Origin of the sequence: Streptomyces sp. NPDC051020, assembly GCF_040683105.1 — a bacterium.
GTDB lineage: Bacteria > Actinomycetota > Actinomycetes > Streptomycetales > Streptomycetaceae > Streptomyces.
On the sequence record NZ_JBFBCG010000016.1, the window covers coordinates 1 to 22352 of the forward strand.

The following is a 22352-nucleotide window of genomic DNA, read 5'->3' on the forward strand; positions in this document are numbered from 1 at the left end:
GGCCCCACCGCGAGCGGTGGGGCCCTTCGACAACGTGCCCGGTGAGGCACTGGCGGAGGATACGAGATTCGAACTCGTGAGGGGTTGCCCCCAACCCGCTTTCCAACTGTGCGAGTGGCCGTCCGTGAGCGTTCATGGACGGCCACTCGGCAGATCAGAGAGGGCTGGCGTACGTCGGCGAACTAAGGCGGGTGTGAACGAACTGGACAAGGAACAGGACAACGAGCGGCGGTGAAGGAGGCCTTGTCCTGTGGGTGCTGGCCCAAACTCGCTGTCAGTGTGGTGCTCTGCGGCCTTCTGATTCGTAGGCGGGTGCGCCGTTGAGGCTGGCCAGCCTCTCGCGGGAGAAGTCTTGCCCGTGAGCGGACACCAGTACGTGCGTGGGTGTCGATGTACACGGCCGTTGATGTCAGGCGCTGATACCAGGCCCGCCAGCACCGCGGACATCACTTCACCACGACGTTGTCCCCGGACGACGTCGACGACCCGGTGGTGGTGTTGCCGTAGTACACCCAGCGCCACGTACCCGTCTTGGAGGCCTTCACGGTCGTCCTGAGATCACCCGAGCCGTTCGCGTACACCTTCTTCACCGTGGTGTAGGAGGCGGCGCCGGCAGGCTTGAACTGCAGGCTCACCAGGCGGCCTCCGTAGGAGGCGTACTTCCTCGTCTCCCAGTTGGCCCGCGTGACCTTTCCGGTCACGGTGATGGTCCTGTCCTTGGACACCGGTTCGGGCGAGGCGTTGACGGTCAGGCGGGAGTTGCGCTTGACGTGGACCGTCAGACCCTCGTCGTCGGTGTCACCACCGCCGCCCTCGAAGTACACCTCGGCCCCGACCTTCCAGGCCCCGGCCTCGCTGTTGCGCATGGCCCATATGCTCGGGTCGAAGTACATCGTCTCGTTGATGTCGCAGACGCCCGAGCTCACCTTGATGCAGTCGCTCGTCTCGATGGCGTGCCACAGCCGATCACCCGCACCACTGCGGTACAGGAACACCGCCGGCCACTTCCACTTGTGAGTGGTCGCCATCCGGAAGGAGGCGGGCACCGCCACCTCCTTCGACACCCCGATCACAATCGGCTTGCCGCCGTTCACCTGGACACGGGTGAACGAGACCCCACCCTCGGCCGCCCCGGCTGGCACCGCGGACACGGCCGTGAACACCGCCGCCGCACCACCGGCCACGACGACTCTCCAGACCTGCTTCCCCACCTGATCCCCAATCTCCGTACGGAAAGGCACCAAAGGCTCATCCCTCCAGCGCCTTACAGACAGCCAGCATCCACACGGGGTTGTACACCCGCGCATCACAATGGGGCATCAGACAATCCCCGCCGCTCCACCCCAGGTGGGTGCACCTCAGCGGCCAACGATCCGGGGCTGGAGATCAGCGCAGAGTGCACGGCTGCCACACCACCGCCGGCGTGCTCCAACTGTGCGAGTGACCGTCCGGTCGCGTCCGCAGGGGTTCACGAGGCAGGTCAGGCGGGGAGTGCGTACGGAGGCGAACAACGCCGTCCGTCGCTGAACTGGACAACGACCAGGACAACGCGCGTTGGCGGCGGAGAAGGCCGATTGCGGCAGGGGGCGGGGTTGGAACGGCCCCGAGGGGCTCGGGGCGTAGGCGCCTGTCTTGGCCAATCGGGACGGCTCTTGCAGCAGTGCGCGCCATCTGATCCGTAGGCGGGTGCGCACACGGATCAGAAGGTCTGTCACGGCTAACTGGACCCGTTGACCATGATGCACCTGTACGCCGGTATATCCCTGCGTGCACCGACGTTGATGTCAGGTGTTGATGTCAGTCGCTGCCGACCGGCCTTCGACGTCCCAGAGATAGTCCGGTCACCCAAGCGTTGGGGCGGAATGACGCGGCGGTCCGGGACGGTCGGCTGCACGATGCCCGGCACACCGCCGGAACGGTCCTCATGCTGCTGGGCGTACCGGACCGGGTCATTGACCAGATCATGGGGTGGGAGCCGGGCGGGGCCGCTCGCATGCGGGCGCGGTACCTCCACGTCCCCGACCACCTGTTGAAGGAGGTGGCCCGAAAGATCGGCGCCGCGATCTGGGGTGCCCCGGAAACAGCCCTTGTGGACAAAGACCAGGACAACGAGGGCTGAGACAACGTCGAAGGGCCCCGCAGCAAGCTGCGGGGCCCTTCGACGTATTGCCCGGTGAGAGCAATGGCGGAGGATACGAGATTCGAACTCGTGAGGGGTTGCCCCCAACACGCTTTCCAAGCGTGCGCCCTAGGCCACTAGGCGAATCCTCCGCCGCAAACAATACAAGACGTTGAGGTGTGCTCGCGAACCCGTTCCCCGGAGCGGGGTCGGGAGGGCGGGCGGGTGGACTTGACCGGGTGGGGATCGGCTAAGGTGGGTATCAGCCCCTCACGTGGCGCTATCTGACTGAACTCCCCCAGGGCCGGAAGGCAGCAAGGGTAGGTTGGCTCTGGCGGGTGCGTGGGGGGCCCTTGCGTGTTCGGGCCCGTGGCGTCGATTCCTGCGGCTTCCGCGCCTCCGCGGCCGCTCCATCCCCGGTGGTGTCCCCGGTCCGGGGCCGGTTGTCAGTCCGCCCCGATAACCTCGTATGTGTGTCGTCCCTTGCGCTGTACCGCCGCTACCGCCCCGAGTCGTTCGCCGAGGTCATTGGGCAGGAGCATGTCACTGACCCGCTGCAGCAGGCCCTGCGGAACAACCGGGTCAATCACGCGTATCTGTTCAGCGGTCCGCGCGGTTGCGGGAAGACGACCAGCGCGCGGATCCTCGCCCGCTGTCTGAACTGTGAGCAGGGCCCCACGCCGACGCCGTGCGGGGAGTGCCAGTCCTGCCGGGACCTCGCGCGCAACGGGCCGGGATCGATCGATGTCATCGAGATCGACGCCGCGTCGCACGGTGGCGTGGACGACGCCCGTGATCTGCGGGAGAAGGCGTTCTTCGGGCCCGCGTCGAGTCGTTACAAGATCTACATCATCGACGAGGCGCACATGGTCACATCGGCGGGGTTCAACGCCCTGCTGAAGGTGGTCGAGGAGCCGCCGGAGCATCTCAAGTTCATCTTCGCGACCACCGAGCCCGAGAAGGTCATCGGCACGATCCGGTCGCGTACGCACCACTACCCGTTCCGCCTCGTACCGCCCGGGACGCTGCGCGAATATCTGGCCGAGGTCTGCGGCAAGGAGAACAGCCTCGTCGAGGACGGCGTCCTGCCGCTGGTCGTGCGGGCCGGCGCCGGTTCCGTGCGTGACTCGATGTCCGTCATGGACCAGCTGCTGGCCGGCGCGGGCGACGACGGTGTGACCTATGCCATGGCGACCTCGCTGCTCGGTTATACGGACGGCTCGCTGCTCGACTCCATCGTGGACGCGTTCGCGGCGGGCGACGGGGCCGCGGCCTTCGAGGCCGTGGACCGGGTGATCGAGGGCGGCAACGACCCGCGGCGCTTCGTCGCCGACCTCCTGGAGCGGCTGCGCGACCTGGTGATCCTGGCCGCCGTTCCGGACGCAGGGGAGAAGGGGCTGATCGACGCGCCCGCCGACGTGGTCGAGCGGATGCAGGCCCAGGCGTCCGTCTTCGGCGCCGCAGAGCTGAGCCGCGCCGCCGACCTCGTCAACGAAGGGCTTACGGAGATGCGCGGGGCCACCTCGCCGCGTCTCCAGGTCGAGCTGATCTGTGCCCGGGTGCTGCTGCCCGCCGCCTTCGACGACGAGCGTTCGCTGCAGGCCCGGCTGGACCGGCTGGAGCGCGGTGCTTCGTTCGCGACCGCCGGAGCCGGGCCCGCCCTGGGGTACGTACCGGGCCGGGAGGCGGAGGCGCATGCGCCCGTGGCCATGGTTCCGCCGGGCGGCGGCGTCGCTGCGGCGCGGGCCGCGGTACGGGGGGACGTACCCGAGGCCGCGCCCGTGCCGGCCGCGCCCGCGGCACCGGTCGCGCCTGCGCAGTACGCGGCGCCCGCCGCCCCCGCACCGCAGCCGCCCGCCGAGGCTCCCTCCGGCAGTCAGCGTCCCGGGGCCTGGCCCGCCGCGGCCGCGCCGGAGCAGGAGCGCCGTCCCGGTGGCTGGCCGACCGCCTCCGCCCCCGGTCAGGCACCCGCCCCCGCCATGCCGGCGGCCCCCGCTCCCGCTCCCGCGCCCGCCGCCGCACCCGCTCCCGGTGCGGCCGAGCCGAGTCCGGGGATGGCTCAGGGCGCCGCACAGGTGCGGAACATGTGGCCCGACATCCTGGAGGCCGTGAAGAACCGGCGCCGGTTCACCTGGATCCTGCTCAGCCAGAACGCGCAGGTCACCGGGTTCGACGGCACCACCTTGCAGATCGGCTTCCTCAACGCGGGCGCCCGCGACAACTTCGCGAGCAGCGGCAGCGAGGACGTGCTGAAGCAGGCACTCGCCGAGCAGTTCAACGCGCAGTGGAAGGTCGAGGCGATCGTCGACCCGTCGGGCGGCGCGGGGCAGCCTCCGCAGACCGGCGGCGGCCGGCCCTCCGCCGCAGCCGCACCGCAGCGTCCGGCCGCCCCCGCCCCGCAGCAGTACGAGTCCCGGCCCGCGCCCGCGCCGGCCCCGCACCAGCAGCCGGGCGCCGGTCCCGCACCCGCCGCGGCGCCCGCACCCCAGCCGCACCATGCCCCCGAGCCGCCGCGTTCGGTCGCGCCGGAGGACGACACCCCCGAGGCGGACGACCCGGACCTGGTCGACTCCGCTCTCTCCGGCCATGACCTGATCGTCCGGGAGCTGGGCGCCACGGTCGTCGAGGAGTTCACCAACGAGTAGCGGTCCGGAAGCCGCTCCACGGGGTGTCCACGGAGCGGCGCCCGTCAAGACGGCCGTGCCCCGGCGGCTAGGCTGCACCCCGTGAAGGTCCTCGTCATCGGCGGCGGCGCCCGCGAACACGCCCTGTGCCGCTCTCTCTCCCTCGACCCCGACGTCACCGATCTGTACTGCGCTCCCGGCAACGCCGGCATCGCAGAGGTGGCCGAACTGCACCCGGTCGACGCACTCGACGGCGCCGCCGTCGCGCGCCTCGCCACCGAACTGGGCGCCGAGCTGGTGGTCGTCGGCCCGGAGGCGCCGCTTGTCGCCGGGGTCGCCGACGCCGTCCGCGCCGCAGGCATCCCCTGCTTCGGTCCGTCCGGTGAGGCGGCCCAGCTGGAGGGCTCCAAGGCGTTCGCCAAGGACGTGATGGCCGAGGCCGGCGTCCCCACTGCCCGCAGCTATGTCTGCACCACCCCCTCCGAGATCGACGAGGCCCTCGATGCCTTCGGCGCCCCGTACGTCGTCAAGGACGACGGGCTCGCCGCGGGCAAGGGCGTCGTCGTCACGGACGATGTCGAGGCGGCCCGCGCCCACGCGCTGGGCTGCGACCGCGTGATCATCGAGGAGTTCCTCGACGGCCCCGAGGTGAGCCTCTTCGCGATCACGGACGGCACCACCGTGCTGCCGCTCCAGCCCGCCCAGGACTTCAAGCGGGCCCTCGACAACGACGAGGGCCCGAACACCGGCGGTATGGGCGCCTACTCCCCGCTGCCGTGGGCCGACCCCAAGCTGGTCGACGAGGTCATGGAGTCGGTCCTGCAGCCGACCGTCGACGAGCTCCGCCGCCGTGGCACCCCGTTCTCCGGGTTGCTGTACGCGGGTCTCGCGATCACCTCGCGGGGCGTCCGGGTCATCGAGTTCAACGCGCGCTTCGGCGACCCGGAGACCCAGGTGGTCCTGGCCCGGCTGAAGACCCCGCTGGCCGGTGTTCTGCTGGCCTCCGCCGACGGCACCCTGGACGAGCTGCCCCCGCTCAGGTGGCGCGACGACGCCGCGGTCACCGTGGTCATCGCCTCGCACAACTACCCGGACACGCCGAGGACGGGTGACCCGATCGGCGGCCTCGACGACGTTGCGGCGCAGGACGCTCCGCACGCGTACGTCCTGCACGCCGGGACCAGGCGGGACGGCGACACGATCGTCAGCGCGGGCGGCCGGGTGCTGTCCGTGACCGCGACGGGCGAGGACCTCGCCACCGCCCGGGAGCGGGCCTACACGGCGGCCGCCCGGATCCGGCTCGACGGCTCGCAGTTCCGTACGGACATCGCCCGAAAGGCCGCCGAAGCCTGATCGGCCGGTCCGGTACCTCCATTTCGCCCCCTCGCGCCTCGGGCCCGAGGGGGCGACGTCATGCCCCTGCCCTATGGGTACCGGCACGTCAGCACCTTTACCCAAAGCCATTCCATCGAGTGACGACTGGGCTATCCGGATGACGTCCGCCGAGGCCCCAACTAGGGTGCGGCGCAGGCGTTCCGGCACTTGGCCCACCGGCATTGCGATGTCTGTGACGGGTGCCACAGTGGGGGAGTGAGCAATACCGCCGCGGGGGCAAAGGGGGTGACGTCCGGCCGTGTCCGGTACCGGTGCTGGTGAGGGGCTGGGCGCGCAGGCTGCGCGCACCCGAGCTCTCGCCCTGCTGCGCATTCGCAGCAGGGCAATGGCTGCGGCCCTGCTGCCGGCGGCGGTCGCCGTCGTGCTGCTCGTCGCGGGTGCGCAGGGCCGTATCGGCGGTGGCGCCTTCTACGCCGTGCGCTGGGCGGTGACGGCCTGCGCCGTGCTCGTGCTGCTGGGCGCCGTCGCGGTCTCGGTCGCGATCGTGCGGGCGAGACCTGCGGTCAGCCCTACGGTCCCGCTCAGCGAGCAGGCCGCCCCCGATCTCTACCGGCTGGTCCGTGACCTCGCCGACCGGCTCGGCGTCCCCGCGCCCTCGGCCATAGCCCTCACGCCCGACTGTGACAGCTGGCTGGAGGACCGCAGCCACCCCGCAGCGCAGCCCGCCGGGGGCTCCGCGGGCCGGCCCGCCGTCTCCGGCGGCCGCCGTCATGGCGTGCAGACGGCGCCCGTGCTCGTCATCGGTTCGCCGTTCCTGTGGTGGATGCGGGTCGCGGAGCTACGGGCGGTGCTCGCCCCGGTCGTCGCGGGCACGGGCCCCTCCGCCCATCCCGACATAGCCGCCGCCCGCCGTTTCGTACGGGGACTGGACGGCGCGGTCGCCGACGCGGACACCCCGGTGCCCGGACCGCTCGCGACACTGCGCAGAGTGCCGCGCCGCTTCGTCGGCTGGATCGCACGGCTGCTGCTCCGCACCTGTCGTGGTCATGCGGCAGCGATGGAGCGGGCTGTCGCCGCCGCCGCGTCCGAGCGTGCACAGGCTGTGGACTACGGGCTGCGGATCGTCGCCCAGGAGCAGGTCGGACTTGCCTACGCCGGCTGGGACCGGCTGCTCACCCGGGTCGCGCTGCCCGCCTGGCGGATGGGCCGCTGGCCGTCCCGGCTCGACGCCGGCGTCGTCTCCGCCCTCACTGAGCTCTCCCGGCGCGACCGGCTCGCGGAGGGCTTCGCCTCCCGGCTCGGTGAGCGCCCGGCCTGCGACCTCCTGGAGGAGCCCGGAGCGGCCGACGAAGCCGCTTCGCTGCTGGCCGCCCGGCTCTTCCACGGCGGCCCGGCGGAGACCGGTCCCGACTGGTCCCCGGTCGACTGGCAGCAGTACCCGGAAGAAGTCGTCGACCGGAAGTGGCGCACCGAAGCGGCCCGTCTGCACCGCGTCCTGGACGCGCTGGGCGTACGGCATGCGCCGACGGCCGCGGAGGAGGACGGGGCCCACGCGCCGCACGGATCGCGCGGCGCCGATCCCGTGGATGTCGCCGTGCCCACACTGGCCCGGGTCGTCGAGCATCTGGCCGGCCGGAGCGGCCGCAGCGAGGAGCTCGCCGCCGGGATCAGTGCCGCGGTGGCCCGTGAGGAGGCACCGGCCCCGCCGGGCCCCCCGGCAGCCGGTGTCTCCGGCGCCTGCTCCGCCTCCGGCGGCGATGTCCTGGACTTCTGGGGACCCGACCCGCTGCCGCTCTTCCCGCTCCAGCCGCCCCGTACGGGTGCGGAGCTGCTCGCCGACCATGTCGCGGCGATGGTCTGCTGCGCCGCCGTGGACACGGCGGGTGCGGCGCCCGGCCTGGACTGGCTCGACGGACCCGCGCTGCTGGTCGACGGCGAGCGTCGGGCCGATCTGGGCAGCCCGGTCCTCAGCCTGGTCGAGGACGGTGACGCCGGACCGCTGCGTTCGTGGCTCGCCTCGGTGGGCGTCCGCACCGACAAACCCGTCCGGCTTGTCTGACCCACGGGCGCGCTTCCGTGGGTCATGGGCTCGTCGGCTCCACGATCCGGAGAAAAGCGTTCCGTTCACGTCAATTCACGACGAACGGTGACGAGGTGCATGCGTTATGTGATGTGCTGGGGATCGACGTCGACGGTCAACGCACCACTGTTGTCCCGGGGTACTCGAGGGAGGGGAGCGCCATGGGGGCGGAGCAGATTCGCCGATGGGAATCGGGTGCCCTCGCGCATGCCGTATCCGATCCGTTCGGCCAGGGCCCCCTGCCCTGGCTCCGCGGCAGCGAGAACTACTTCGACGACACCGGCCAGGTCGTCCCCTGGTACGCCGATCCCACCTTGGCCCGCGGCTCCACCGGCGGAGGCACCCGTACCGCCGACGACGTCCACCGCCAGATCAAGGGTTTCGCCTCGACCGGCGCCGCGGCCCCCGGTGAGGCGATCGACTTCCACATCACCGTGGACCCGCCGCAGCAGTTCACCGTGGACATCTACCGGATCGGTCATTACGGGGGCGACGGCGCCGCCAAGATCACCACGAGCCCGCGGCTCTCCGGCATCGTCCAGCCCGCCCCGCTCACCGCCGACCGCACCGTCTCCTGCCACCACTGGTGGCAGTCCTGGCGGCTGCAGATCCCCACCTACTGGTCGATCGGCGCCTACGTCGCCGTGCTCACCACGGTCGACGGCTACCGCTCCCACATCCCGTTCACCGTCCGCGACGACCACCCGGCCGATCTGCTGCTCGTCCTGCCGGACATCACCTGGCAGGCGTACAACCTCTACCCCGAGGACGGCCGCACCGGCGCCAGCCTCTACCACGCCTGGGACGAACAGGGCCGGCTGCTCGGCGAGGAGGACGCGGCGGTCACCGTCTCCTTCGACCGCCCGTACGCGGGCGCCGGGCTGCCCCTCCACGTCGGTCATGCCTACGACTTCATCCGCTGGGCCGAGCGGTACGGCTACGACATCGGGTACGCCGACACCCGCGATCTGCACGCCGGCCGGATCGACCCCGGCCGGTACCGGGGCCTGATCTTCCCGGGCCACGACGAGTACTGGTCGGTCCCGATGCGTCGCACCGTGGAAGCGGCGCGCGACGGCGGCACCTCGCTCGTCTTCCTCTCCGCCAACACCATGTACTGGCAGGTCAGCCTCTCCCCGTCGCCGTCCGGTGTCCCGGACCGGCTGCTCACCTGCCGCAAGCGCCGCGGCCCGGGCAGGCCCGCACTCTGGCGCGAGGTCGACCGGGCCGAGCAGCAGGTCCTCGGCATCCAGTACGCGGGCCGGGTTCCCGACCCCCACCCCCTGGTCGTACGGAACGCGGAGCACTGGCTCTGGGCCGCGACCGGGGCGGACGAGGGCGACGAGATCGATGGACTGGTCGCCGGCGAGGCCGACCGCTACTTCCCGCGTACCGCCCTCCCGGAGCACGACAGCCGCATTCTGCTCGCCCACTCCCCGTACCAGGACAGCGAAGGCGCGACGCGCCACCAGGAGACGTCCCTCTACCGCGCCCCGTCCGGCGCCCTCGTCTTCGCCTCCGGCACCTTCGCCTGGTCCCCGGCTCTGGACCGCCCCGGCCATGTGGACACCCGTATCCAGCGCGCCACCGCCAATCTCCTCGACCGCATCTGCAAACGCGGCTGATTTAGTTCGTAGACCTCCACATATCCTTCATCTGATCTTGTCGGGTGTGCAGCGCGCGTGTAACTTCCTGACGGCTGGGGCCTGTTGCGACGTATGCACGGGCCTGTGGCCGCCCAGGGGGGGAGTTCCCTGGTGTTTTTGCCTGTTTCGTTCCTGAAATCGAGCCTGTCGCCAGGCTGTTCAGCAAGGAGTGCAAAACAATGGGGCTCAAGCGATCCGCCTTCACCCGTGCCACCACAGTGGTAGCGCTGTCGGTAGCGCTGGTGGCAACCGCGACCGCGACCGCTGAGGCGGACGGGGACGGTGACTGCACGGATGCCGGAAACATCTGCGTATTCGACTACCAGCAGCCCACCAGCTACACCTACGGCTATTACGACCTGAACGATCCCCACCCCGACTTTCATGGCATGTACTACAAGATCGACCCTTCCTATCTCGGTGACTCCATAGGTGCGGCCTCGAACGACGCCAACACGATGACCTCCTGTGCCGGATTCACCTTTTACTGGGACACCGGATACGGCGGCAGGAGCTACTTCGCCAGCAGAAACTTCAATTACCTCACCTTCTACGAAAACAACAACGAGTTCTCCTCGTTCCGGAAGACCGGGTGCTGAAGGAAGTGAGGAAATTTTCACGCATCGCCGGGCTGACAGCGTTGCTGGCCCTCGCGTTGTGTGCCTGCTCGACCTCGGTGGGTGGAGGCACGGAGCCGGCGCTCGGCTCCGTGCCCACCCCCGGACATCTCGACCCGGCGCAGATCACCACCCCGCTGGACGCGTATCTCCCGACGCCCGAGGAAAACTACACGCTGAAGAAGGCGCGAGTGCTGCTGGTCAACGCATGCATGCGTGAGCTGGGTTACGCGCAGAATCCGCAGCCCCTGGGGCGGTTCACTGGCAAGGCATACCTGGAGCACAACGAATTCCTCGTCGTGCCGGTTGCCCAGGCGGAACGCTACGGATACAAGCAGCCACCTGACCCGAAGGGCACGGGTTCGGCCACTGAGGCGCGGTACTCAGAGAACGCCACGGTGACCCAGGGGAAGCTGCTGTCCGGCAAGGTTGCCACGTACAACGGTCACAAGGTCCCGAAGGACGGCTGTGAGGGCGAGGCCCTGCGAACCATCACAGCCGGAGCGGCGACCGCCCAGGAAGTGAAGTTCCCGGACGGGTCCGTGGCAGGCGCCGGAAGAGGCGGATTCGGCGAGGGATACGCGGAAATGGTGGTGTCGTCCGTCGGTGGAAAGGCTATGACCAAGACCCGGGACGACAGCCGTTTCCGGGACGCCGCCGCGCGGTGGTCGGACTGCATGAAGAAGCAGGGTTACGACTACGACAGCCCGAGCAGCGCGTGGAATGACAAGAGCTGGTCGCATGCAGCCAGAGCCGGCGACAAGGAGATCGCCGTCGCGGTCGCCGACATGGGATGCAAGAAGAAGACCAATTACCTCGGCATAGGAATCGCTGTGGAGACGCTCTACGAGAAACAGGTGATCGAGGAGAGCGCCGAGATTCTCAAGGATGCCAAGGACAAGACCGCCAGGTGGATCGAGAATGCGAACAGAGCGATCGAAGCACGCTGACCGCGGTGCACCTGCCGGAATACCGGAGGACGTTTCAGCGGCTTCGGCACTGTCCCGCCGCCGGAGGCTGCTGGCCGTCGTGGTGGTGGGAGCGCTGACTCTGGCAGGCGCCGGGTTCACCCTTTCGACGGTGATCAAGTCACCTGCCCAGGCCGCGGCCGAGGCAGGGACGCCGGAGCGCGATGTCCTCACGGCAGCGGTCGAGCACCGGGTGCTGCACGCTTCACTCGTGGTACGTGGCCAGGTGGCCGCCGAGCGTACGGTAGCGGTCTCCGCCGCGGTGAGCGCGGCGGACGGTGCAAAACCCCTGGTCACCAAGGCACCGCTGCGAGCGGGTGACACGGTGAAGGCGGGAGGTGTTCTGGTCGAGATTTCAGGGCGCCCCGTTTTCGCTCTGTCGGGTGCGCTGCCTGCGTACCGGGACCTGAAGCCCGGAGCCCGCGGGGAGGACGTGACTCAACTCCGGAAGGCGCTGGGGCAGCGCGGTTTCGGCTCGGCCACTGACCCCGCAGGGGAGTTCGGCGCCGGTACCCAGGCCGCCCTGGCGGCGTACTACCGCTCCCTCGGATACGACCCCCGACCGGTCTCCGAGGACGGAACCGCCCAGGTCGAGAGCGCAGCAACGGCTGTCACCGACGCCACCCGGGCGCTCCAGGACGTCCGTGCGGGCAAGCACGGTGCGACCGACACGGCACGGGCCGAGGAGGATCTCGCCCGTGCGGAGAAGGCGCTGGCCGCCGCACGTCTTCAGGCCGGAGCCATGCTCCCCGCCGCAGAGATCGTCTTTCTGGACCGATTCCCCGCTCGGGTCGAGTCCGTTGCGGCCCGCGTGGGGGACCGGGCTCCCGAGACCGTCATGACGATCTCCTCCGGCACGCTCGGCGTACGGGGATCCCTCACGCCGAGTCAGCGGAAGATCGTCCGGGCGGGCCAGAAGGTACGGATCCTCGCCGAGGCGACCGGCGACGAGTTCGACGGAACAGCGGCTGCGGTCACCGAGGGCGATGCAGGCTCGTCCTCCGGTGGGGGTGAGGAAGCGGGAGGGAGCGACGCGGCCGAGGACGGCGGCACAGCAGACGCCCTCTCCATCCTGAACGTCACACCGGACCAGAAGATCGACGCGTCGCTCGTCGGTCAGGAGGTCCGGCTGACCATCGAGATCAAGAGCTCTCAGGGCAAGGTGCTCCTTGTACCGTTCTCCGCTGTCTCGGCTGCCGCCGACGGCAGCACCGTGGTCACCGTCCTCACCGAGCAGGGAGAACGCCGACGGGTACGGGTACGTCCGGGCCTGGAGGGCGACGGCAGCGTGCAGGTGACCCCGGTCCCACAGGACGCGCTGGCCGAGGGCGACCGAGTCGTCGTGGGTACCGCATCCGCACAGCAGCCGGGCCAGGACGACACCCGGTGAGTCCGGCAGCGGTCATTGACTTCCGTGGCGTCGGACTCACGTACCCGGGCCCTCCGCCCGTCCCCGCTCTGCGCCCCGCCGAACTGGTCATCGAGCGCGGTGAGTACGTCACGGTCACGGGGCCGTCGGGGTCGGGGAAATCGACGTTCCTCAATATCGCCGGACTCATCGACGCCCCCACCAGCGGGCGCTACCTGCTCGACGGCATCGATACGAGCGGTCTTTCCGACACCGAGCGTGCGGGGCTGCGGGGCCGCCGTATCGGCTTCGTCTTCCAGTCGTTCCATCTGTTGCCGCACCGAAGCGCACTCGACAACGTCGTACTGGCCATGGTTTACAACGGCGTGCCGCGCAGAGAACGGCCGGGACGGGCCCGGGATGCCCTGCAGCGGGTCGGCCTCGGGCACCGGATGGCCGCGCTGCCGACCAGGCTGTCCGGCGGTGAGCGGCAGCGCGTGGCGATCGCGCGCGCTCTGGTCGCCCGCCCCTCGCTGCTCCTGTGCGACGAGCCGACGGGCAACCTCGACACGGCGACCGCGGACTCGGTACTCGGTCTCCTCGACGATCTGCACAAGGACGGAATGACCATCGTCGTCATCACCCATGACCCCTCGGTGGCAGCCAGGGGCGGTCGTACCCTGGCCATCCGGGACGGTCGGCTCGACGGAGCGCCCCACCTTCCGGCCGACCGGGCCGTGTCGTGACGGCCCGTCCGGCGTTCCGAGGACGGCGCGGAACCGGACGGCGCCGACGCGAGCGGGTGAACAGGGCCGACCTGTCCCGGTTCTCCCCGCGCGACCTGCTGACGGAGGCCGTGGCCGGCATGCTCCAGCGGCCGGCCCGGTCCGCCCTGACCACGCTCGGCACCGTGCTCGGCATCGGGGCCTTTGTGGCCGTCCTCGGCCTGACAGCGACGACCTCGTCTCAGATCGACGGCCGCTTCAACGCGCTGACCGCAACCGAGGTCACCGTCGAGGATGTCGGCGCCGCCGACGGATCGTTCAGCGGCATGTCTTTTCCCGAGGACGCGCCCGAAAGGATCGAGCGGCTCAACGGAGCCACCGATGCAGGCGTCTACTGGCCGGTGAGCCTCGCGGACGGTGAGAGCGTCCGCTCGTCCCCGGTCGGCGCTTCGGTCACCGAGGAGGAGACGCAGGTCCAGGCCGCAACCCCGGGGGTGCTGAGGGCCGCGAAACCCACCATGCGGATGGGCAGGCTCTTCGACGAGTACCACGAGGACCAAGCGGTGCCGGTGGCCGTCATCGGTTCCGGCATGGCCGGCCGGCTGGGCATCACCACGCTGGAGAGCCGGCCGGCGGTGTTCATCGGTGACAAGCCCTTCACCGTGATCGGAATCATGGCCGACGTCCAGCGCAAGACCGACCTGCTCCTGTCCGTCGTGGTCCCCGGCAGTGTCGCGAAGGCGACGTGGGGGGAGCCGGGGGCCGAGACGCCCGCCAAGATGCTGATCTCCACGAAGCTCGGCGCGGCGGCTCAGATCGCCGAGGAGGCGCCACTGGCCTTGGACCCGGCGCATCCGGCTCACTTCAAGTCCATTCCGCCCCCGAACCCCAAGGCGCTGCGCACCACGGTCGGTTCGGACATGAACCAGCTCTTCCTGCTGCTGGCCGTGGTGTGCCTGATCATCGGTGCGGTGGGGATCGCCAACACCACCCTCGTCGCGGTCCTGGAGCGCACAGGAGAGATCGGTCTGCGCCGCACGCTGGGGGCTCGTGGACGCCACATCACCAGCCAGTTCCTCGCCGAGTCCGCCGCACTGGGTGCCCTGGGCGGACTGGTCGGCACGGCACTCGGTGCCGTGACGGTGGTGGGCGTCGCGGTGGCCCGGCAGTGGACACCGGTCATGCACCCCGCCACCTTGCTCATGGCACCCGTGATCGGCTTGGTGACCGGTCTCCTGGCGGGGGCGTACCCGTCCTGGCGGGCCAGCAGGATCGAGCCCGCCGAGGCGCTGCGGCGTTGACGGCGTCCTTCGGACTGCTGTCCTGGCAGGGCCCGGCGTATCGGAGGGGGCCGATCGAGGAGTGTGGGCGGCCCCGCTCCACCGCACTTCACCCGGATACGGGAGAATCGGAACGACTCCTGGATCAACCTACGCGGAGGCAGCGTGTCCGGATTTGTAGAAAAGCCCGAGCCGGTGGTGGTCCCCGGACTCACCCACCTCCACACCGGCAAGGTGCGCGACCTGTACCGGAACGAGGCGGGCGACCTCGTCATGGTCGCCAGCGACCGGATGTCCGCGTACGACTGGGTCCTGCCCACCGAGATCCCCGACAAGGGCCGCGTCCTCACCCAGCTCTCGCTGTGGTGGTTCGACCAGCTCTCCGACCTTGTCCCGAACCACGTCCTGTCCACGGAGCTCCCCGCCGGAGCCCCCGCCGACTGGGCCGGGCGGACGCTGATCTGCAAGTCGCTGCGGATGGTCCCCGTCGAGTGCGTCGCCCGCGGCTATCTCACCGGCTCCGGCCTCGTCGAGTACAACGAGTCCCGTACGGTCTGCGGACTCGCTCTTCCCGAGGGGCTCGTCGACGGTTCCGAACTCCCGGCGCCGATCTTCACCCCCGCCACCAAGGCGGCCGTCGGTGACCATGACGAGAACGTGTCGTACGAGGCAGTGGCCCGCGAGGTCGGCGCGGAGACCGCGGCCCTGCTGCGCCGCACCACCCTCGACGTCTACACCCGGGCCCGCGGCATCGCCCGCGAGCGCGGCATCATCCTCGCCGACACCAAGTTCGAGTTCGGCTTCGACGGCGAGGACCTGATCATCGCGGACGAGGTCCTGACCCCGGACTCGTCCCGCTTCTGGCCGGCCGCCGCCTGGGAGCCGGGCAAGGCGCAGCCCTCGTACGACAAGCAGTTCGTGCGCGACTGGCTGACCTCACCGGCCTCCGGCTGGGACCGGAAGAGCGAGCAGCCGCCCCCGGCGCTGCCGCAGGAGATCGTCGACGCGACCCGGGCGAAGTACCTGGAGGCGTACGAGCTGCTCACCGGCCACACCTGGCAGTAGGACATGAAGAAGGCCCCGGTCACAGGACCGGGGCCTTCTTGCGTGGAGCGAACGACGAGGTTCGAACTCGCGACCTCAACCTTGGCAAGGTTGCGCTCTACCAGCTGAGCTACGTTCGCATGCGCCGAAGCGCGATGCCTACTATACCCACCCGCGCTCCCGTGTGAGACGCGCCGCCGCATGACGGTTCTCCGCGCCGAGCTTCGAAGCGGCCGCGGAGAGGTAATTCCGTACGGTTCCCTGCGACAGCGACGCCCGCTCCGCACTCTTCGCGACCGGCGCCCCGTCCGCCGCCAGTTCCAGCACCTCGGCCTCGCGCACGGTCAGCGGCGAGTCCCCGGCGGAGATCGCGTCGGCCGCCAACTCCGGGTCCACATAACGGTGTCCGGCGTGGACGGTACGAATGATGCCGGCCAGCTGCCGGGCACTGACCGTCTTCGGGGCGAACGCCCGCACGCCCACCGCGAGCGCCCGTTTCAGATGTCCGGGGCGGCCGTGACTCGTCACGGTCATGGTCCGGCAGCCGGGCAGTTCAGCCCGTAGTGATGTGGCCACACTCACACCGTCCGCACCCGGCATCTCCAGATCGAGGACCGCCACATCGGGGCGGTGGGCGCGCGCCATGGCGAGCGCCTCCGGACTGCTCGCCGCCTCCGCGACCACGACGAGGTCGTCCTCCAGCGCGAGCAGCGCGGCCAGCGCGCCCCGGATCAGATGCTCGTCGTCGGCGAGCAGCACCCGTACGGTCTGCGCGGTCGTCATCGTTCCTCCTGCAAGGGGGCCGTGCGCGGCCGCGGTACCGGGATGGTCGCCGTCAGCCGGAAGAATCTCGCCGCGCGCCACGGAGAAGGAGATCCCGCTCACAGCCTCGAAGCCGCCGGCATAGCGGCGCCGCACCCCGTCCGCCTCGATCACGCATTCATCGCTGGTCATGCCCTCAGACTTCGGCCGGATCGCGGCGGCGAGCAGTGCGAGCTGTCACAACTGCCCAGGACAAACGTCATGCGGGACCGGGGGTGGCGGGTGCCGGAATACGACGAAGGCCCTGGTCGGTATCGACCAGGGCCTTCGATCAAGAGCGGACGACGAGATTCGAACTCGCGACCCTCACCTTGGCAAGGTGATGCTCTACCAACTGAGCCACGTCCGCATTGCTGCCGCTCAGCTTTCACTGGGCGGTGCGAACACCACTCTACCCGATCCACCGGAGTGGTTGTTAAGAGCGATGCAGAGCGGGTGACAGGAATTGCACACTGCGCCTTCCCCCTGGAAGGGGGATGTTCTGCTACTGAACTACACCCGCACGCTGCGTGAGGTCCGGCTTTTCGGCCTTGCCCCTCGGCGTGCTCCAGACTCTAGCCGAACTGATGGGGTGTCGCGCAAGTCGGTGCCGCGGGGTGTCGCCGCGGGGGCTGTGCCGGGTGTCGTTCAACTGGCCTCGCGGAACGCCTCGTAGACCTTCTTGGGGATCCGGCCGCGGGCCGGCACCTCCATCCGGTGCGAGCGGGCCCAGGCGCGCACGGCCGCCGGGTCGGGTTCCAGTGAGGTGTGCCGGTACGAGGCGGCAGTCTTGCCGCGCTTGCCGACATTTGTCTGCTTGCGGCCGGCCGCCATGTACGGCGCGAGGGCCTTGCGCAGTTTCTTTGCATTCGACGGATTCAGGTCGATCTCGTACGACTTCCCGTCCAGGGCGAAGGTGACCGTTTCCGCCGCTGCTCCCCCGTCGATGTCGTCGGAGAGGGTGACCACTACGCGCTGAGCCACGGATATCGGTCCTTTCCTACGGCATCGGCGCGTCTGGCATGCGCTGATGACCGGCCTTCCGGCTGCTAGGCGGATGCGGGTCGACCGGTGTCGACTGTTTAGGGGCAATCCTGCTTTCCCCGGTAATCATTTGTACAGCGACAGGCGCCGCATTGTGAAGCCCAGCCAATTGCCTCCGCGTGTCCGCCTTCTATGTATGCGCCGTGAGGATTTCTCTTCGCGGGACTTTTCCCGCCCGTTGTCACGGCCGATATCTCCACGTGATCGGGCCTGCTTGATATCTACCCGCGTAGAATTTCTGGGCAGGTAGGCTGAGGGGACCTGCGGGGGTCTGGGGAGCCCCCCGGAGAAACAGCCGCACCACACCACCACCGGGAGTGCCAGTGGCACGCGTCGTAGTCGACGTCATGCTCAAGCCGGAGATCCTCGACCCGCAGGGACAGGCGGTGCAGCGTGCACTGCCCCGTCTCGGTTTCGAGGGAATCGCGGACGTACGTCAGGGAAAGCGTTTCGAGCTGGAGGTCGAGGGGCCGGTCGACGATGCCGCCCTCGGTCGCATTCACGAGATGGCCGAGACGTTCCTCGCCAACACCGTCATCGAGGACTTCACCGTGAAGGTGGAGAAGGCCGAGGAGTCGAAGTGACTGCTCGTATCGGAGTCGTCACCTTTCCGGGCACGCTCGACGACCAGGACAGCCTGAGGGCCGTACGGGTCGCGGGCGCCGAACCCGTATCGCTGTGGCACCGCGACAAGGACCTGCACCAGGTCGACGCGGTCATCCTGGCGGGCGGCTTCTCCTACGGCGACTATCTGCGGGCCGGGGCCATCTCCCGGTTCTCGCCGGTCATGGAGACCGTCATCGAGCAGGCCAGGGCGGGGATGCCGGTCCTCGGCATCTGCAACGGCTTCCAGGTCCTGACCGAGGCACACCTGCTGCCCGGCGCGATGCTGCGCAACAACCACCTGCACTTCATCTGCCGCGACCAGAAGCTCCGCGTCGAGAACGCGGAGACCGCCTGGACCTCGGACTACTCCGCGGGCCAGGAGATCTCCGTACCGCTCAAGAACATGGACGGGCGTTACGTCGCCGATGAGCGCGTCCTCGACGAGCTGGAGGCGGAGGGCCGCGTCGCCTTCCGCTACCTGGACGTGAACCCCAACGGCTCGCTCCGCGACATCGCCGGCATCACCAACGCCGCGGGCAATGTCGTCGGTCTGATGCCGCACCCGGAGCACGCCGTCGAGCCGCTGATCGGAACCGGTCGCACCGACGGTCTCGGTTTCTTCACCTCGATCATCAAGAAGCTGGTCAACGCATGAGCCTGGATACGGTCAAGCACGCGGCCGAGACCCCGGACGTCGAGCAGCCCTGGAAGGAGCTCGGCCTCAAGGAGGACGAGTACGCCCGGATCCGCGAGATCCTGGGCCGCCGTCCCACCGGCGCCGAGCTCGCCATGTACTCCGTGATGTGGTCCGAGCACTGCTCGTACAAGAGCAGCAAGGTCCACCTCAAGCAGTTCGGCGAGAAGGTCCCCGTCAACGACGCGATGCTCGTCGGCATCGGCGAGAACGCCGGTGTGGTCGACGTCGGTCAGGGTTACGCGGTCACCTTCAAGGTCGAGTCGCACAACCACCCCTCGTACATCGAGCCCTACCAGGGCGCGGCCACCGGCGTCGGTGGCATCGTCCGCGACATCCTCGCCATGGGTGCCCGTCCGGTCGCGGTCGTCGACCCGCTGCGGTTCGGAGCGGCCGACCACCCCGACACCAAGCGGGTCCTCCCGGGTGTCGTCGCGGGTATCGGCGGGTACGGCAACTGCCTGGGGCTGCCCAACATCGGCGGCGAGGTCGTCTTCGACGCCTGCTACCAGGGCAACCCGCTCGTCAACGCCGGCTGCATCGGCGTGATGAAGCACGAGGACATCCACCTGGCCCAGGCCTCCGGCCCCGGCAACAAGGTGATCCTGTACGGCGCCCGCACCGGCGGCGACGGCATCGGCGGCGTCTCGGTCCTGGCCTCGGAGACCTTCGAGTCGACCGGTCCGGCGAAGCGCCCGGCCGTCCAGGTCGGCGACCCGTTCCAGGAGAAGCTCCTCATCGAGTGCACCCTGGAGATCTTCGGCGAGAAGCTCGTCGCGGGCATCCAGGACCTCGGCGGCGCGGGTCTCTCCTGCGCCACCTCGGAGCTGGCCTCCGCCGGTTCCGGCGGCATGCGCGTCGAGCTGGACACTGTACCGCTGCGCGACTCCTCCCTCTCGCCCGAGGAAATCCTCATGAGCGAGTCGCAGGAGCGTATGTGCGCGATCGTCGAGCCGCAGCACGTGGACCGCTTCTTGGAGATCTGCGAGAAGTGGGACGTCATCGCCACCGTCATCGGTGAGGTGACCGAGGGCTCGCAGCTGGAGATCTTCTGGCACGGCGAGCAGATCGTCGACGTGCCGCCGCGGTCCGTCGCCCACGAGGGCCCGACGTACCACCGCCCGTTCGCCCGCCCGTCCTGGCAGGACGCGCTGCAGGCCGACGACGCGAACAAGCTGCCCCGCCCGGCGAACGCCGCCGAGCTGCGCGAGCAGGTGCTGAAGCTGGTCGCCTCCCCGAACCAGGCCTCGAAGGCGTGGATCACGGACCAGTACGACCGGTTCGTGCAGGGCAACACCGTGCTCGCGATGCCCGAGGACGCCGGCATGGTCCGGATCGACGAGAAGTCGAACCTGGGCGTGGCCATGGCGACCGACGGCAACGGCCGGTACGCGAAGCTCGACCCGTACACGGGTGCGCAGCTCGCGCTGGCGGAGGCGTACCGCAATGTCGCCACCTCCGGCGCCAAGCCGCTCGCCATCTCGGACTGCCTGAACTTCGGTTCGCCCGAGGACCCGGATGTCATGTGGCAGTTCGCCGAGGCCACTCGCGGTCTCGCGGACGGCTGCCTGGAGCTGGGCACCCCGGTCACCGGCGGCAATGTGTCGCTGTACAACCAGACCGGTGAGACGGCGATCCACCCGACGCCGGTCGTGGCCGTGCTCGGCGTGATCGACGACGTGACGCGGCGTACCCCGGTCGCCTTCAAGGACGAGGGCCAGCTCCTCTACCTGCTCGGCGACACGCGTGAGGAGTTCGGCGGCTCGGCCTGGTCCGAGGTCGTCCACAACCACCTCGGCGGGCTGCCGCCCAAGGTCGACCTGGGCCGCGAGAAGCTGCTCGGCGAGATCCTGATCTCGGCGTCCCGCGACGGCATGGTCGACGCGGCGCACGACCTCTCCGACGGCGGCCTGATCCAGGCGGTCACCGAGTCCTGCCTCCGTGGCGGGAAGGGTGCCCGGCTGGTCGTGCCGGACGGTCTGGACGCGTTCACGTTCCTCTTCTCCGAGTCTGCGGGCCGCGCGGTTGTCTCGATTCCGCGCAGCGAAGAGCTCCGCTTCAACGACATGTGCGGGGCGCGGGGTCTGCCCGTCACCCGGATCGGTGTCGTGGACGGCGAGGAGATCGAGGTCCAGGGCGAGTTCAGCATCCCGCTGAGCGAACTCCGCACAGCCCACGAGGCGACGATCCCCGGTCTGCTCGCCTGAGCCGGACGCGCTGTTCGATTGCGTGACGTCTGAGCCCCCGCCCGGTACGCCGGGCGGGGGCTTCGTCGTGGGGCCACCCCGTAGGCTCGCTCCCATGCCGCCGTCCCAGAAGCGCGCCCGCCGCTACGACCTCGCCCGGACCCGCACCGCCGTACAGGCGCAGTTCGCCCATGTCCGGTCAGCGGTCGGCACACTGACGCCCGATCAGCTCGCCCTGCCGACCCGGCTCGGGGAATGGACGGTGCGGGAGCTGGCCGCCCATCTGGCCATGGCGGTTTCGAACGTCTGCCGGAACCTGGAGCTGCCCGAGCCGCCCGGGGACAAGCCCCAGGTTTTCCTGCTGGAGTGGCCGTTCTCGACCGCGGGGCGGGCCGGCCGGATCGCCGACGCCACCAGGGCGCTCGCCGCGGAGCGTCCCGACCTCGACGCGTTGTACGCGGAGGTCGCCGACCGGTTCGACGCGGTGGTGCCGGGCGTGGGCGAGGACCGGCTGCTGCCGACCCGGGTCGGCGTGATGCGGCTGGGTGACTTCCTCGTCACCCGCACCGTCGAACTCGTCGTGCACACGGACGACCTGAGCGCGGCGACCGGGCTCGATATCCCGTACGACCGGCAGGCACTCGCCGCCTGTACCCGGCTGCTCGCCGACGCCCTCGCGGAGAAGGCGCCCGGCGGCTCGGTGGAGGTGCGCGTTCCGCCGTTCGCCGTCGTCCAGTGCGTCCCGGGCCCGAAGCACACGCGCGGTACGCCGCCCAACGTCGTCGAGACCGATCCGCTGACCTGGATCCGGCTCGCGACCGGGCGTACGCAGTGGCGGGCGGCACTCGATGCGGCAGAGGTCAGTGCCAGCGGCGAGCGGGCCGATCTCGGCGACCTGCTGCCGCTGCTCGGCTGACAGGAACCGGATCGGCCCTTCGTACCGTCACATGGCCATGGTCGGACACCGTATGCCTGTCAGCGCCGGTGACACCGCCGGTGCGGAGAAGCCGCATAACGGCCTCGGTGGCCCGCACCCGGTGTGAGGCTCGCCACGAAACGAGCGTTCGACCGGCGCCCCCGGCGCCCCGCCGGCGGACTCACCGAGCGCCACCACCGGGCCCGGCACCCCCGGGGGCACCCCCTGGCTTGAACTGGCCGGTAAACGGCCGGTAGGCCGGGCGTCAGCCGCCCTGTAGCGGATCCTGCCCCGCCTCCGCCTCCCGCCGACAGCCGAA

The 22352-nt window shown here is 69.8% G+C and carries 17 protein-coding genes, 4 tRNA genes, 1 other RNA gene and 1 pseudogene; 16 read left to right on the top strand and 7 right to left on the bottom strand.

Annotation, left to right across the window (positions count from 1 at the left end):
• Nucleotides 1–446: 446 nt before the first annotated feature.
• Entirely contained in the window at nt 447–1211 is a 765-nt protein-coding gene (locus AB0N06_RS11435) for a hypothetical protein (RefSeq protein ID WP_366134453.1), read from the bottom strand.
• A 653-nt stretch (nt 1212–1864) separates the two neighbouring features.
• On the opposite strand from AB0N06_RS11435, the pseudogene AB0N06_RS11440 reads away from it, so the two are divergent.
• Nucleotides 1865–2119: pseudogene (locus tag AB0N06_RS11440) on the top strand (site-specific integrase); the annotation flags it as partial.
• Nucleotides 2120–2183: 64 nt separating this feature from the next.
• Here AB0N06_RS11440 and AB0N06_RS11445 read toward each other — a convergent pair.
• Nucleotides 2184–2271: transfer RNA gene (locus AB0N06_RS11445), tRNA-Ser, on the bottom strand.
• A 109-nt stretch (nt 2272–2380) separates the two neighbouring features.
• On the opposite strand from AB0N06_RS11445, the gene ffs reads away from it, so the two are divergent.
• From ffs to AB0N06_RS11500, 11 genes are all read left to right on the top strand, one after another.
• Nucleotides 2381–2477: signal recognition particle sRNA small type (gene ffs / locus AB0N06_RS11450), an RNA gene on the top strand.
• A gap of 115 nt (nt 2478–2592) precedes the next feature.
• The gene (locus AB0N06_RS11455) at nt 2593–4764 is read left to right on the top strand and encodes a DNA polymerase III subunit gamma and tau (RefSeq protein WP_366134454.1); all 2172 of its coding nucleotides are present in this window, start codon (nt 2593–2595) and stop codon (nt 4762–4764) included.
• A gap of 81 nt (nt 4765–4845) precedes the next feature.
• Nucleotides 4846–6096: a phosphoribosylamine--glycine ligase gene (purD, locus tag AB0N06_RS11460; RefSeq protein WP_366134455.1), complete on the top strand. Its 1251-nt coding sequence runs from the start codon at nt 4846–4848 to the stop codon at nt 6094–6096.
• A gap of 280 nt (nt 6097–6376) precedes the next feature.
• Entirely contained in the window at nt 6377–8137 is a 1761-nt protein-coding gene (locus tag AB0N06_RS11465; protein ID WP_366134456.1) for a hypothetical protein, read from the top strand.
• A gap of 182 nt (nt 8138–8319) precedes the next feature.
• On the top strand, nt 8320–9783 hold the full coding sequence (locus AB0N06_RS11470; RefSeq protein WP_366134457.1) for a N,N-dimethylformamidase beta subunit family domain-containing protein: 1464 nt from the start codon (nt 8320–8322) through the stop codon (nt 9781–9783).
• 263 nt (nt 9784–10046) lie between these two features.
• A complete protein-coding gene (locus AB0N06_RS11475; RefSeq protein ID WP_366134458.1) occupies nt 10047–10403 on the top strand; it encodes a hypothetical protein in 357 nt (118 codons plus the stop codon).
• A 5-nt stretch (nt 10404–10408) separates the two neighbouring features.
• Entirely contained in the window at nt 10409–11371 is a 963-nt protein-coding gene (locus AB0N06_RS11480; RefSeq protein ID WP_366134459.1) for a hypothetical protein, read from the top strand.
• Between the two features lie 130 nt (nt 11372–11501).
• Complete coding sequence (locus tag AB0N06_RS11485; protein ID WP_366134460.1) at nt 11502–12779, top strand: peptidoglycan-binding protein; 1278 nt, start codon at nt 11502–11504, stop codon at nt 12777–12779.
• Nucleotides 12776–13483 carry an ABC transporter ATP-binding protein gene (locus AB0N06_RS11490; protein ID WP_359109507.1) on the top strand — a complete coding sequence of 236 codons (708 nt, stop codon included), beginning with the start codon at nt 12776–12778 and terminating at the stop codon, nt 13481–13483. The genes AB0N06_RS11485 and AB0N06_RS11490 overlap by 4 nt, the downstream gene beginning before the upstream one ends.
• Before the next feature lie 56 nt (nt 13484–13539).
• Nucleotides 13540–14763, top strand: coding sequence for an ABC transporter permease (locus AB0N06_RS11495; RefSeq protein ID WP_366134461.1), 1224 nt, complete (start codon nt 13540–13542; stop codon nt 14761–14763).
• A gap of 144 nt (nt 14764–14907) precedes the next feature.
• The gene (locus AB0N06_RS11500) at nt 14908–15807 is read left to right on the top strand and encodes a phosphoribosylaminoimidazolesuccinocarboxamide synthase (protein ID WP_366134462.1); all 900 of its coding nucleotides are present in this window, start codon (nt 14908–14910) and stop codon (nt 15805–15807) included.
• A gap of 43 nt (nt 15808–15850) precedes the next feature.
• Here AB0N06_RS11500 and AB0N06_RS11505 read toward each other — a convergent pair.
• The 5 genes from AB0N06_RS11505 to AB0N06_RS11525 all read right to left on the bottom strand — a co-directional run bounded on the left by AB0N06_RS11505 (nt 15851) and on the right by AB0N06_RS11525 (nt 17571).
• Nucleotides 15851–15926, bottom strand: a tRNA-Gly gene (locus AB0N06_RS11505).
• 22 nt (nt 15927–15948) lie between these two features.
• Nucleotides 15949–16569: a response regulator transcription factor gene (locus tag AB0N06_RS11510; protein WP_366134522.1), complete on the bottom strand. Its 621-nt coding sequence runs from the start codon at nt 16567–16569 to the stop codon at nt 15949–15951.
• Between the two features lie 315 nt (nt 16570–16884).
• Nucleotides 16885–16957 (bottom strand) — tRNA-Gly (locus AB0N06_RS11515).
• Between the two features lie 81 nt (nt 16958–17038).
• Nucleotides 17039–17110: transfer RNA gene (locus AB0N06_RS11520), tRNA-Gly, on the bottom strand.
• Nucleotides 17111–17235: 125 nt separating this feature from the next.
• Nucleotides 17236–17571 (bottom strand): Lsr2 family protein, encoded by a 336-nt coding sequence (locus tag AB0N06_RS11525; RefSeq protein WP_366134463.1) that lies wholly within the window; start codon nt 17569–17571, stop codon nt 17236–17238.
• 383 nt (nt 17572–17954) lie between these two features.
• Between AB0N06_RS11525 and purS the strand changes: the two genes are divergently transcribed.
• From purS to AB0N06_RS11545, 4 genes are all read left to right on the top strand, one after another.
• Nucleotides 17955–18215 (top strand): phosphoribosylformylglycinamidine synthase subunit PurS, encoded by a 261-nt coding sequence (purS, locus tag AB0N06_RS11530; RefSeq protein WP_037695153.1) that lies wholly within the window; start codon nt 17955–17957, stop codon nt 18213–18215.
• Complete coding sequence (gene purQ / locus AB0N06_RS11535; protein WP_366134465.1) at nt 18212–18892, top strand: phosphoribosylformylglycinamidine synthase subunit PurQ; 681 nt, start codon at nt 18212–18214, stop codon at nt 18890–18892. Before purS ends, purQ begins: the two co-directional genes overlap by 4 nt.
• Nucleotides 18889–21138, top strand: a complete 2250-nt coding sequence (gene purL / locus AB0N06_RS11540; RefSeq protein ID WP_366134466.1) for a phosphoribosylformylglycinamidine synthase subunit PurL — start codon at nt 18889–18891, stop codon at nt 21136–21138. The genes purQ and purL overlap by 4 nt, the downstream gene beginning before the upstream one ends.
• Nucleotides 21139–21232: 94 nt before the next feature.
• Nucleotides 21233–22033: a sterol carrier family protein gene (locus AB0N06_RS11545; RefSeq protein ID WP_366134467.1), complete on the top strand. Its 801-nt coding sequence runs from the start codon at nt 21233–21235 to the stop codon at nt 22031–22033.
• Nucleotides 22034–22352: the final 319 nt, after the last annotated feature.

What these genes read in the sequence shown, in the direction of transcription:
- AB0N06_RS11470 (WP_366134457.1), top strand. Translation starts at nt 8,320, where the DNA reads ATGGGGGCGGAGCAGATTCGCCGATGGGAATCGGGTGCCCTCGCGCAT.
- AB0N06_RS11545 (WP_366134467.1), top strand. Translation starts at nt 21,233, where the DNA reads ATGCCGCCGTCCCAGAAGCGCGCCCGCCGCTACGACCTCGCCCGGACC.
- AB0N06_RS11510 (WP_366134522.1), bottom strand. Translation starts at nt 16,569, where the DNA reads ATGACGACCGCGCAGACCGTACGGGTGCTGCTCGCCGACGACGAGCAT.
- purL (WP_366134466.1), top strand. Translation starts at nt 18,889, where the DNA reads ATGAGCCTGGATACGGTCAAGCACGCGGCCGAGACCCCGGACGTCGAG.